Here is a 12,127-nt window from a genome sequence, read left to right on the forward strand (position 1 = left end):
GACGACACCGACGACACCGACGACACCGACGACACCGACGACACCGACGACACCGACGACACCGGCGACACCGACGACACCGGCGACACCGGCGACACCGGCGACACCGGAAGCGCCGGGGGCGCCGGGGGCGCCGGGGGCGTCGCCCCGAACATGTTCTCCGGCGCGGTCGTCCCCCTGTCCTGCCGCGCCTCGTACGACGTCGGCGTGCGCCTCGGCGGGCCGGGCCGGAGCGGGGGCTCGGCGGGCCGGTCCTGGGAGAGGTGCTCCTCGCGCGCCACCCAGCTGGGCAGGCGGAAGCGCGCCCGGTTCGCCGGGGTGCTCAGATGGTCCGGCCGGGGCGTCCAGAGCGGAAGGGCGGTGGGCATCTCCTCGGACGGGGAACCGTGGGAGCCGTGGGAGACATTGGTGTCCGCGAACCAGTCGACGGCGGACGACGGCGCGGCCCCGGGCGCGCGGGGCGGCTCGAAGGCCCGATGTGTCTCGGGCACCTCCGGCCCTCTGGAGGCACCGGACCTCCCGGGTGCCTCGGACGTCGGGAACCCGTCGGACACCGAGGGGGCGGGGACGCTCCGTGACACGATCGGAACGACCGGCGAGGGGGCGAAGGGCGGGCCCGAGGAGGCCGGGGCGGGAAAGGCCGGGCCCGAGGAGACGGGGGCGGGGAAGACCGGGTCCGAGGAGGCCGAGGGGGGGAAGGCCGGGGCGGGGGAGGCCGCGGGTGCGGGCGGCGCGGCCGCACCCGGGAACGACGACCGCGCGCGGCGCTCGCGCTCGTCGGCGTCGAGGGCGGCGAGGGCGTCGAGCTGGTCGGTCTGCAGGGGCCAGCCGGGCAGCGGGCGCGCGCCGGGCGGGTCGTCGAGCACGTCCCCGTAGACGCCGGGGGTACGCGCAGGCGGGGCGGGGACGGAGGACACGGAGGACACGGAGGGCGCGGCGGGCGGCGGGCGCAGGGCTTCGGCGGCGGGTGTACGGAGGACCTCCGCGGGCGAGAGGCCGGCGGCCTCGGGGAGCGTGACCTCGTCCGGCCGCTGCTCGGGGCATCGTTCCCCGTCCCGCGGGGCGGCGGCGACCAGCCTGTCGGTGTAGGCGCGGGCCGCCCGCGTCTCCGGGGTGAGCGGGTGGGACGGCTCCCGTCGCCCGTCCTGTCGCGCGGGGGCGTCGTCCAGCACGTCCCCGGGGATCGGGGCGGACAGCGGAGCGGCCCGGCGCGGCCGGGGGCGCTGGAGCCTGCGGCGAGGGCGCAGGGACGCGGCGTCCAGGTCGGTGAGGACCGAGTCCCTGATCTTCGGAATCGGCTGCGTGCTGGCCTCGTGCGCGGAGACCGTGTCCCGGTCCGGCGGTGCGAAGGGGTCGGGGAAGCGGTCCTCGGCCGTCCCGTTCGTCCCGGCCGCGTCACCGAGGCCGGGGAGGTCCGGAACGCCGGGAAGGCTCGGAACGCCGGGAAGGCTCGGAACGCCGGGAAGGCTCGGTGTGCCGGAGAGCGGGCCGGGAGGGGTGCCGGGCGCGGTGCCGTTCCCCGGCGACGGCAGGGGCCACTGGGGCGTCGTCGGCCAGAGCTGCCTGACCAGGGGGGACATGGGCCGCCCCGCCGTGGGGGCGATCGGGGCCCGCGGGCCCAGCACCGCCGAGCGCAGCCGCGCCGCAGGGGTGGCCCAGGGGGCGAGGTTGAGCACGTCGCGGACCGGCGCGACGGCGAGGGCGCCGAACACCTCGGCCAGGTTCTCGGGGATCCGGGCCGAGGCCAGGGCGAGGCCCAGCGACTGGGCGAACCGGCGGCAGGCGCTCACGGTCAGCTCGTCGGCGGTGTCGACCGCCACGTCCAGCACCCAGGAGAGCTCGGCGGCGTCCATCTCGCACACGCCCGACAGGTACAGCACCTCGCGCTGGTGGGTGCGCAGGTCGCCGAGGACGCGCTGGACCAGGGTCGCGACCGGGTCGAGCCCGGTGAGGGGCGGCGAGTAGACGATGTCGCGCTGGTAGATCTCGCGGCGGGCGAGCGCGTACAGCGCCGCGCGCGGCGGTTCGGTGTCCAGGACGTTGGAGAGGACGGCCACCAGGACGTCGGAGGCCGGGCCCGCGTCGCCGAGCTGGTCGTGGGCGTAGGCGAACAGCCCTGCTGCGTGGCGGTCGTAGAGCTCGGCGATCAGTTCGGCGCGCGAGCGTTGACCGAGGAGCGGTTGGGTCACAGGACCGGTTCCTCTGGTGTTTCGGCGAGCGGGGGGAGAAGCAGGGGACGTCCGTGAAGCCTGAGACGTACGGTGCCGGTGGGATCAAGTTCGACGATGTGGGTAATCATGTCAAGTCATGGGCGCCTCCCGCACTACAGAATGCCCTTTTGCCGAGAAATACACCTGACGATCTGGCTCGGCAAAGCAGGGAAGACAGACCGGTTAAGGGGGGCATAGGCTGACCCGCGCGGAATCATGGGGACGGTTGGGGCAGGGGTCCACAATCCTGTCGAAAAAAGAGGTTGCGCATGATCACATTCAACGATGTCACCAAGCGCTACGCCGACGGGACCGTCGCCGTGGACGATCTGAGCCTTGAGGTGCCCACCGGGGAGATGACCGTCTTCGTCGGCCCCTCGGGATGCGGCAAGACCACGTCCCTCCGGATGATCAACCGGATGATCGACCCCACCAGCGGGCGGATCCTGCTGGACGGCGTGGACGTCACGACGATCGACCCGCCCACGTTGCGCCGTGGCATCGGGTACGTCATCCAGCAGGCCGGCCTCTTCCCGCACCGGAAGATCGTGGACAACATCGCGACGGTGCCCCTCCTGCTCGGCTGGGAGAAGAAGAAGGCCCGTGACCGGGCGATGGAGCTGCTGGAGAGGGTCGGGCTCGACACCAAGATGGCCGGCCGCTATCCCTTCCAGCTCTCCGGCGGCCAGCAGCAGCGCGTCGGTGTGGCCCGCGCGCTCGCCGCCGACCCGCCCGTGTTGCTGATGGACGAGCCGTTCAGCGCGGTCGACCCGATCGTGCGCACCAGCCTGCAGGACGAGTTGCTCCGCCTCCAGGCGGAGCTGAACAAGACCATCGTGTTCGTCACCCACGACATCGACGAGGCCATGAAGCTCGGCGACCGGGTGGCGGTGCTCCGCGTCGGCGGGCGGCTGGCGCAGCTCGACACCCCCGCGACCCTGCTGGCCCGGCCCGCCGACGACTTCGTCAGCGAGTTCCTGGGCCGGGACCGCGGCATCCGGCGCCTGTCGTTCGTCTCCGACGAGGGGCTGCGCCTCCGCACCGACCTGCTCGTCCCGGTCTCCTCCGACGTCGCCTCGGCGCGCGCCTCCGGCGAGGAGTGGCTGGCCGTGCTGGACGAGAGGGAACGGCCGCTGGGCTGGGTCTCGACCCGTGAGCTACCCGGGACCGGCACCCTCGCCGACCTGGAACTCGCCCCGTACGGGTCGTACGTCAGCGGGCGCGACTCGCTGCGCGGCGCGCTGGACGCGACGCTGCTGTCGCCCTCGGGCAACGCCGTCGCGGTGGACGCCTCGGGCCGGGCGGTGGGCGTCGCCACCCGCCGGGCGCTGGACGAGGCGCTGACCGAGGTCGCGACAGCCACCGGCGGAGCCGCCGGGGACACCGGCACGACCACGAAGGACGCCGGGGGAACCGCCGGTGGCACCGGTGGCACCGGTGCTCCGGACGGCGGCGCCCCGAACGGCGCCGGCACCGGCGGTACGGGAGGCGTCGATGGATGAGGAGCCGCTGGTCCGATGGGACTGGATCGGGCGTAACTGGCCCACGATCCAGGAGCTCCTCGCCGACCACGTCGTGATGGCCCTGGTGCCGGTCCTGGTGGGGCTGCTCATCGCGCTCCCGCTCGGACTGGCCGGGGTCCGCTGGCGCTGGCTCTACCAGCCGACCGTCGGCCTGATGAACGTGGTCTACTCGCTGCCCTCGCTGGCCGTCTTCATCGTGCTCATCCCGCTGACCGGCCTCGCGACCCGCACGACCGTCATGATCCCGCTCACCTTCTACGCCATGGCGGTGCTCATCCCCGCGGTCGTGGACGGTCTCGCCTCGGTCCCCGACCACGTACGGCAGTCCGCGGTGGCCATGGGCTTCACCCCGTTGCGCAGGCTGCTCCAGGTGGAGCTGCCGATCGCGGTGCCGGTGGTGCTGGCCGGGCTCCGGGTGGCGACGGTCGCCGGCGTCAGCCTGGTCAGCGTCGGCGCGCTGGTCGGCAGGGGCGGGCTCGGCTACCTGTTCATCGACGGCTGGCAGCGGCAGTTCTACACCCCGATCGTCGTGGGCATCGTGCTGGTCGTGCTGCTCGCCGGGATCGCGGACCTGCTGCTGATCCTGGCGCAGCGCCTGCTCACCCCGTGGTCGAGGGCGAGGGGGTCCGCGTGAACTGGCTGCTCGACTTCTTCGGGAACCCGGCCAACTGGTCGGGGCCCGACGGGATCCCGATCCGGCTGCTGGAGCACCTGGAGTTCGCCGGGCTCTCGCTGCTGCTGGCGACGCTGATCGCGCTCCCGCTGGGGCTGCTGATCGGCCACACCGGCAGGGGCGCCCTGCTGGTGATCCTCGCCGCCAACGCGGCCCGCGCCCTGCCCACGCTCGGCCTGCTGGTCCTCATCGTGCTCCTCATGGGCGTCGGGACGATCCTGCCCGTGCTGATCCCGCTGGTGGCGCTGGCCATCCCGCCCATCCTGGTCAACACCTACGAGGGCATCCGCGGGGTCGACCCCGAGCTGCGCGACGCCGCGTACGGGATGGGGCTCAAGGGCGGGCAGGTCCTCGGGAGGGTGCTGGTGCCGGTCGCCCTGCCGCTCATCCTGCTGGGCCTGCGGCTGGCCGCGATCCAGGTGGTCGCGACCGCGACCGTGGCCGCGTACGTGGGCCTGGGCGGGCTGGGCCGGTTCATCATCGACGGCCTGGCCACCAAGAACTTCCCGAGCACGATCGGCGGGGCGGTCCTCGTGGCCCTGTTGGCGCTTCTCGTCCAGCTCGGGTTCACTCTGGTGCAGCGCGTAACGGTCTCCCCGGGGGTGAGCGAGCGCCAGTCCATCCGATAGTCTCCTATACCCCCCGTTTTGGAAGGGAATAGCACGATGAAGCGCTTTTTCGGCACCGCGGCGGTCCTGCTGTCCGCGGCGCTCACACTTTCCGCGTGCGGCGGAGGAGATCCGCTCACCAGCGCCTCCCCGGCGCCCGCCGGATCCGGCTCCGCGCCGGCGGCCGGGGGGAAGGTCGTCATCGGTTCGGCCAACTTCCCGGAGAACGTCCTGCTCGCCGAGATCTACTCCCAGGCCCTGGAGGCCAAGGGCGTCCAGGTCGAGGAGAAGCTCAACATCGGCAGCCGTGAGGTCCTGTACGACCAGGTCAAGAGTGGTGGCCTGACCGTCCTGCCCGAGTACATCGGCTCGCTGCTGGCCTTCGTCGACAAGTCGACCACGGCCAAGTCCAAGGACGACGTCGTGGCCGGCCTGAAGGAGAAGCTCCCCGCCGAGCTGGAGGTGCTGACCCCGGCCGCGGCCGAGGACAACAACTCGCTGACCGTCACCAAGGAGACCGCCACCAAGAACGGTCTGGCCACCATCGAGGACCTGGTCAAGGTCTCCAAGAACTACGTGGTCGGCGGCCCGCCGGAGTTCCAGAGCCGCCAGGAGAAGAACTTCAAGGACACCTACGGCCTGGAGTTCAAGGAGTGGAAGAAGACCGGCGACGCCACCGCCGACGCCATCAAGGACGGCACCGTCCAGGTCGGCAACGTCTTCACCACCGACCCGAAGATCATCGTCAACGACCTGGTCTCCCTCCAGGACACCAAGAGCGCCTTCGCCGCCGAGAACATCGCCCCGCTGGTCAACAAGGCGGGTGTGAACGACACCGTCCGTACCACGCTGGACGCGGTCTCGGCCAAGCTCGACACCCCCGGCCTGGTCACGCTGATGAAGCGCGTCGCGGTCGACAAGGACGACGCGGCCACGGTCGCCAAGGACTGGCTGACCCAGAACGGCCTGCTGTGACGCCGGCGGACTCCTCCGCACGGCCGTCCTGAAAGAGAAGGCGGGTGGATCTCCACCCGCCTTCCGCCGTCTCCGGCGCGGATCCCGATGGGCCGGACGTCCCGGCGAGGGCCCGCGCCGGAGTGGTCTTGTCGTCTAGCCCCCCGCCGGGACGGCGTCGTCCCACAGGACGGTGCCGTGGGCACCGACGAGCGCCCCGACGCGGGCCAGGGCGTCGGCGTCCGGCAGCTCGGCCTCGGTGACCGGCAGGATCACGAGCTGGACGGGGGCGAGCCAGGCGGGGAAGGCGCCACCGTGCTGCTCGATCAGATGGGCGACGGCCCGTTCCACGCTGCCGATGACGCTGCGGTGCACCATGACGGGCCGGTGCCTCGCGCCGTCCGGCCCGATGTAGCGCAGGTCGAACCGCTCGGGCTGGTGGAGGTCGACCTGAACGGTGGACAGGGTGGACTCCCGCCCGGCGCCGTCGACGACCTGGACGTCGATCTTGGGCCCGTAGAACGCGGCCTCCCCCTCGGCGGCCTCGTACGGCAGGCCGGAGCGGTCGAGGACGTCGGTCAGCAGGGCGGTGGAGCGCCGCCACATCTCCGGGTCGGCGACGTACTTCCCTCCGGCGCCGGGCAGGGAGAGCCGGTAGCGGGACCGGGTGAGGCCGAGGGCCTCGTGCGCCCGGCGGATCATCTCCAGGGCTCCCAGCGCCTCGCCGGCGACCTGGCCGGGGGTGCAGAAGATGTGCGCGTCGTTGAGCTGGACGGCCCGCACCCGGGTCAGCCCGCCGAGCACGCCCGACGGCTCCGAGCGGTACATGCCGCCCAGCTCGGCGATGCGCAACGGCAGCTCACGATGGCTGCGGGATCGGGAACGGTAGATCAGCGCGTGGTGCGGGCACAGGCTCGGCCGCAGCACGACCTGCTCGGACCCCAGCGCCATGGGCGGGAACATGTCGTCGCCGTAGTGCGACCAGTGCCCGGAGATCTCGTACAGCTCCCGTTTGCCCAGCACCGGCGAGTACACGTGCCGGTAGCCCGCCCGCCGTTCGGCGGCGCGGACGTACTCCTCCAGGGCGTGGCGCACGGTCGCGCCGTCGGGCAGCCAGTAGGGCAGTCCCGCTCCGATCAGCGGGTCGGTGTCGAACAGGTCCAGCTCGCGGCCGAGCCTGCGGTGGTCGTGGTCGTGCATGGCGGTCTCCTCGCGTACGTCGGGCGAGTGACCGCAAGACGAAGCCCCGGGGCACTCGCCCCGGGGCTTCGACTAGGACATCGGTCAGCGCGCCGGGACACTCTCCGGCGTCGTCGTCATGGTGGCGCGCTTCATGGGAAGAACGGTAGCAGAGGCGTCGCGACGCCCACCGGCCGTTCCGCGCGGCGCCCGGGGGGCGGGCATCGGCCCGGCTCCGGGATGATGGGCCCATGAACCACTTCGTCGAGTCCATGGCCCAGGTGGTGACCGGGGTGACGGTCGTCACGGTGAAGGACGAGCGCGACGACGTGGGGGTCACGGTCGCCACCTTCACGTCGATCTCGCTGGACCCGCCGCTGGTGATGGTGAGCCTGGACAACGAGGGATACCTCAACGAACTGCTGCTGCGGCACGACCGCTGGGCCGCCAGCGTGCTGTCGGCCGGGCAGAAGGCGATCGCCAGCCGGTTCTCCACGGCGGGACGGCCGGGGGCCCGGCTGCTGCTCGCGGGCACCCCGCACCACCGGGGCAGGCTGAGCGACGCCCTGGTGGTGGACGGCGGCGTCACCGCGCTGGAGGCCGAGACGGTCAAGGTCGTCCCGGCCGGGGACCACACGCTCTTCATCGCGAAGGTGCTCGGCGTCGACTACGTCGACGCGTCGGCCACGCCGCTGTCCCGCTACCGGGGCCGCTACCGCTGACGGCCCGCCCGGGGCCGCCGCGGTCGCCCCCGGTGCGGGACCGGTTGCGGGACCCGGCGCGGTGTCCGGGACGGGTCAGCGGATGGTCCACCAGCCCGGAAGCATCAGCGGGCCGTACGACGGCAGGCCCAGCTCGCCGGCCAGGTGGGCGATCGGGCCCCACGCCTCCAGGCGGACCTGGGTCAGGGCGGCGGCCTTGTCCTCGCTGGACTCCGCGGGCCGCAGCCGCTCCAGCGGGCTCAGCCTGGGGTAGGGGCGCACCGGCGCGTCGGCGGCGAGCCCGGCCTTCTTCCGGGCCAGCGACAGCGCGTCCTCCAGGCCGCCGAGCTCGTCGACCAGGCCCCTCTCCAGGGCGTCGGCCCCGGTCCAGACCCGGCCCTTGGCCAGCTCGTGGGCGCGCTCGCGGGACAGGCCGCGCCCCTCGGCGACCTTGTTCACGAAGTCGTCGTAGACCCGGTCGAGCCAGGCGTTGATCCGCGCCCACTGCGCCTCGGAGAAGCCCTTGGTGGCCGAGAGCATGCCGGAGTTCTCGCCCTCGCCGACGGTCTCGGAGGAGACGCCGATCTTCTCAAGCAGCCCGCTGATGACCGCCTTGCCGCCGAAGACGCCGATGGAGCCGGTGAGCGTGCCCGGCTGGGCCACGATCACGTCGGCCGCCATCGAGACCATGTAACCGCCGGAGGCCGCCAGGTCCCCCATGGAGATCACGATGGGCTTGCCGGCCTTGCGGGTCAGCACGACCTCGCGCCAGATGGCGTCGGAGGCGGTGTACGAGCCGCCCGGGCTGTCGACGCGGAAGACCACGGCCTTGACGTTGTCGTCGCGGCGGGCCGCGCGCAGGGCGGCGCAGATGGTGTCGGAGCCCATGGCGCCGCCACCGCCGAGCGGGCTGCGGCCGCTGCGGCCGAGCCGGATCGCGCCGCTGCCGTGGACCAGCGCGACGGTCTGCTCACCCGGGCGCGGGAGCTTCCTGGAGGTCAGCGCCTTGGCGTAGCGGCCGACGTACTGCAGCGTCGCGTCCTCGCCGACGGCGCTCTTGACCTCGTCGTAGACCTCGTCGCGGTAGGCCATCCGGTCCACGAGCCCGGCCTCGAGTGCCTCGGCGCCGATGAACGGGCCCTGGTCGATGAGCTCGCGCACCCTGGTCGCGTCGATGCCGCGCCCCTCGGCGATGCCGGCGACGACCTGCTCGGTGACCGACTCGGTGATGCGGCTCATCGACTCGCGGTGGGCCTCGGTCATGTGGTCCTGGGTGAAGGTGTTGGCGGCCGTCTTGTACTCGTGCCGCTGGCCGACCTGGTACTCGACGCCGAGCTTGCCGAGCGCCCCGCGCAGGAAGCGCTGCTCCATGGCGACACCGGTGAGCCCGACGTCGCCCGAGGGCTGGAGGTAGATCCGCTCGAAGCCACTGGCCAGGTAGTAGGGGACGGTGCCCGCGCCGAGCTCGCCGAAGCTCTCGGCGTACGCGACGGTCAGCTTGCCCGCGGCCCGGAGGTAGGCCACGGCCTGGCGGAGCTCCTGGACGACCGCCAGCCCCGGGGACCGGGAACCGATCTTGACGATCAGTGCCTTGACCCTGTCGTCCGTCCTGGCCCGCTTCAGGCCGGAGAGCACGTCGGTCAGGCTCGTCCTGCGCATCGCCATGATCGCGGTCAGCGGGTCGGAGGGAGGACCGTCGGTGAGGCCCTCGGTGAGGTCGAGCTCAAGAACCAGCGGGGCGGTGCGCCGCTGCCGGAACCGGTCGACGGAATCGATGATCACCTTGGTCGCGTCCATGCTCTTCACCCTAAGCGACACATACCGGGCTTACGCGGCCCGGCGGTGGTGAGCCTGTTCCGCACCTTCCGCCGGGTCCGTGACTGCGCGCGGCCGTCCGCCCGCGATCGCCGGACGAGACGGCGTCGCGGGCGGCCACCCGCTCCTCGGCGGCGAGGTCAGGCGGCCCTGCGGGCGTTCACCCGCTTCTTCAGCAGCGAGGTGGACGCGGCCGGGGCGGAACCCTTCAGGCGCTGCCCCTCCACCGAGGTGAGGACGACCTTCAGGGTCGTCCTCCCCTTGATCGTGGCGGTGAGGTTCACCGCGCCGTTCGCCCAGTTCAGCCAGGAGGCGAGCAGCTCGCGTTCCATCGCGGCCCGCGCGGTCCTCTTGGCCGGCTTGAGCACCCGGTACGCGGTCGCCAGGCTGGAGGCGGGGGTGACCTCGGGGAACACCTTGCTGGCCTTGCCCACCAGGCCGAGGTAGCAGCCGAGCGTCGCGTCCGGGATCGTGCCCTTGCCCCGGGTCATCTCGGTCGCCCACTGCGCGGCCGTGAGCGTCCTCGTGGTCCGTGCGGCCCCGGCGCCTCCCGCGGTTCCCACGCTCCTCGTGGAGCTGCCGCGCGTGCACACCGCCGGCGCCCCCGCCCTCGGCGCCCCGGGCGCGGGGACGGTCACGGTCACGGTGATCGTCACCGTCGGCAGCGGGATCGGGCTGGGCACCGGGTCGTCCGGCGTGACCGTCGGGGAGGGACCCGAGCTCGGCTCGGGGCTGGGGTCGGTGCCGGGGTCGTCGGCGGGAGGGGCGGACGGCGGGTCGCCAGGATCGCCCGGGTCGTCGGCGGCGGGCGGCGGCGGGGTGACGGGCGAGCCGGGGGTGCCGCCGGCGAGCGCGGCGTTCAGGTCGAGGCGCGGGGTGGTCACCGTGCCGTGGACGATCGGCCGGCCCGCCTTGGTGAGCACCTCGGCCAGCGCGTCCGGGGTGCCCGGGGCCTTCTGGGCCGCCAGGGCCAGGGCGCCGGTGACGAACGGGGCGGACATCGACGTCCCGCTGTAGACCTGGTGGCCGCCGCCCGGCACCGCGGAGTCGATCTCCAGGCCGGGGGCGAAGAGGTCGAGCACGGAACCGTGGTTGGACCATGCGGGAACGGTGTCGTCGTCGCCCGTCGCGCCCACGGTCACCGCCGCGGAGAAGCAGCCGGGCGCTCCGGCTCCGGCGACGCCCTCGTTCCCGGCGGCGGCCACGACGGCCACGCCCCTGGCGCGGAGGTCGTCGACGCGGCCTTTCATCGAGCTCAGCTCGGGCTCGGTGTCGCACGCTCCCTCGTACAGGCCGCCGCCGAGGCTCATGTTCACCGCGGCGATGTTCCTGCCGCCCTCCTTGAGCTTCGCGACGTGCTCCAGGGCGAGCAGGATCGTGGACTCGAAGGCGGTCAGGCAGGCCGCGCCGGTGCCGTCGCAGTCGTCGACCCTGCTGAAGACCTGGAGCGCCACGATGTCGGCGTCCGGCGCGACGGCGTGGGCGATACCGGCGACGTGGGTGCCGTGGTCGCACAGGTTGACCTGGCCGTCCACGCAGGCGGGGGTCTCGGCGTCGGCGGAGGCGGGGTCGCCGGTCTGCCCGTTGGGACACAGGGACCGCGCGCCGTCGTCGGTGGCGGAGAAGCAGGCCTGTTCCACGACCTTGCCCCCGAGGTCGGGGTGGTCGGCGTCGATCCCGGTGTCGATGATCGCGATCGTCTGGCCCTGCCCCCTGGTCCCGGCGGCGTGTGCCCTGTCCGCGCCGATCACCTGGAGGCTGGAGGCCAGGGAGGCCGCGGCGGAGGCCGCCGTGAGGGAGCCGGGCGATTCCCGCGCGCCCCGGGAGCCCAGGGAGCTCAAGAGGCCCGGGGAGCCCAGGGCGACCGGGGAGTAGACGCGGTCGCGCCGGATGGAGCGGACGCGCGGGTCCTCGGCCAGCCGGGCCAGGGACTCGCCGGTGGCCTCGACCACGATGAACGAGGTGTCCGCCGGTTCCAGGACGACCTCGGCGCCGGGCAGGGACCGCGCCTCGCCGGCCACCGGGGCCGCCTCGGCGGGGGCGGCCAGCTCGACGATGACCCGGGTCCCGTCACCGTCACCGGCGAGCCCCGCCTCCAGCTTCGGCCGGGCGACGGGGGCGGCGGGGGTCTCGCCGTCCCCGGGAGGCCCCTGGCCCTCGTCCGCGGGGGCGGGGGGTCCGGGGGGAGGAGCGGTGCCGCCCGCCGTCCCGTCGTCCGGAGGTGTCGCGGGCGGGGGCGTCGCGGGCGGTGGCGAGGTCGCGCTCGCCGAGGCCGCGGGCGGGGCGGGGGCGTCCTCGGCGAGGGCGGGCACCGCCGGAGCGACGCTGAAGATCATCGCCATGGCCACGAGAGCTCGAAGTCGCACGCGTCCTCCGGGGGGATGAAACAGGCGATTCGGAGTCTAAGCAGACGTATGTCCCGCGTGAATACCCTGCCCTGAATTCAGGGGATCTTCGGAGAAAT

At 73.2% G+C, this 12,127-nt stretch carries 8 protein-coding genes and 1 pseudogene; 5 read left to right on the forward strand and 4 right to left on the reverse strand.

The features are described from left to right. Positions 1 to 2,189 (reverse strand): annotated as a pseudogene (locus AB0G16_RS06650) (hypothetical protein); the annotation flags it as partial. A gap of 290 nt (positions 2,190 to 2,479) precedes the next feature. On the opposite strand from AB0G16_RS06650, the gene AB0G16_RS06655 reads away from it, so the two are divergent. The 4 genes from AB0G16_RS06655 to AB0G16_RS06670 are packed head-to-tail and all read left to right on the forward strand — an operon-like array spanning position 2,480 to position 5,989. Further along, the gene (locus AB0G16_RS06655) at positions 2,480 to 3,712 is read left to right on the forward strand and encodes an ABC transporter ATP-binding protein (protein ID WP_362799689.1); all 1,233 of its coding nucleotides are present in this window, start codon (positions 2,480 to 2,482) and stop codon (positions 3,710 to 3,712) included. Then, positions 3,705 to 4,367 (forward strand): ABC transporter permease subunit, encoded by a 663-nt coding sequence (locus AB0G16_RS06660; protein ID WP_362799692.1) that lies wholly within the window; start codon positions 3,705 to 3,707, stop codon positions 4,365 to 4,367. Before AB0G16_RS06655 ends, AB0G16_RS06660 begins: the two co-directional genes overlap by 8 nt. After that, positions 4,364 to 5,035, forward strand: a complete 672-nt coding sequence (locus AB0G16_RS06665; protein WP_362799695.1) for an ABC transporter permease subunit — start codon at positions 4,364 to 4,366, stop codon at positions 5,033 to 5,035. Before AB0G16_RS06660 ends, AB0G16_RS06665 begins: the two co-directional genes overlap by 4 nt. Before the next feature lie 36 nt (positions 5,036 to 5,071). Beyond that, positions 5,072 to 5,989: an ABC transporter substrate-binding protein gene (locus AB0G16_RS06670; protein ID WP_362799698.1), complete on the forward strand. Its 918-nt coding sequence runs from the start codon at positions 5,072 to 5,074 to the stop codon at positions 5,987 to 5,989. Positions 5,990 to 6,124: 135 nt separating this feature from the next. On the opposite strand, the gene thrS is transcribed toward AB0G16_RS06670, so the two are convergent. Further along, entirely contained in the window at positions 6,125 to 7,168 is a 1,044-nt protein-coding gene (thrS, locus tag AB0G16_RS06675) for a threonine--tRNA ligase (protein WP_362799701.1), read from the reverse strand. Between the two features lie 230 nt (positions 7,169 to 7,398). On the opposite strand from thrS, the gene AB0G16_RS06680 reads away from it, so the two are divergent. Next, positions 7,399 to 7,869, forward strand: coding sequence for a flavin reductase family protein (locus tag AB0G16_RS06680; RefSeq protein ID WP_362799704.1), 471 nt, complete (start codon positions 7,399 to 7,401; stop codon positions 7,867 to 7,869). Between the two features lie 75 nt (positions 7,870 to 7,944). Here AB0G16_RS06680 and sppA read toward each other — a convergent pair whose 3' ends face one another. Together sppA and AB0G16_RS06690 are read right to left on the reverse strand one after the other, a co-directional pair. Further along, positions 7,945 to 9,645, reverse strand: a complete 1,701-nt coding sequence (gene sppA, locus AB0G16_RS06685) for a signal peptide peptidase SppA (protein WP_362799707.1) — start codon at positions 9,643 to 9,645, stop codon at positions 7,945 to 7,947. 158 nt (positions 9,646 to 9,803) lie between these two features. After that, the gene (locus tag AB0G16_RS06690; RefSeq protein WP_362799710.1) at positions 9,804 to 12,029 is read right to left on the reverse strand and encodes a S8 family serine peptidase; all 2,226 of its coding nucleotides are present in this window, start codon (positions 12,027 to 12,029) and stop codon (positions 9,804 to 9,806) included. Positions 12,030 to 12,127: the final 98 nt, after the last annotated feature.

This window comes from Streptosporangium sp. NPDC023615, from assembly GCF_040640155.1.
Taxonomy (GTDB): domain Bacteria; phylum Actinomycetota; class Actinomycetes; order Streptosporangiales; family Streptosporangiaceae; genus Streptosporangium.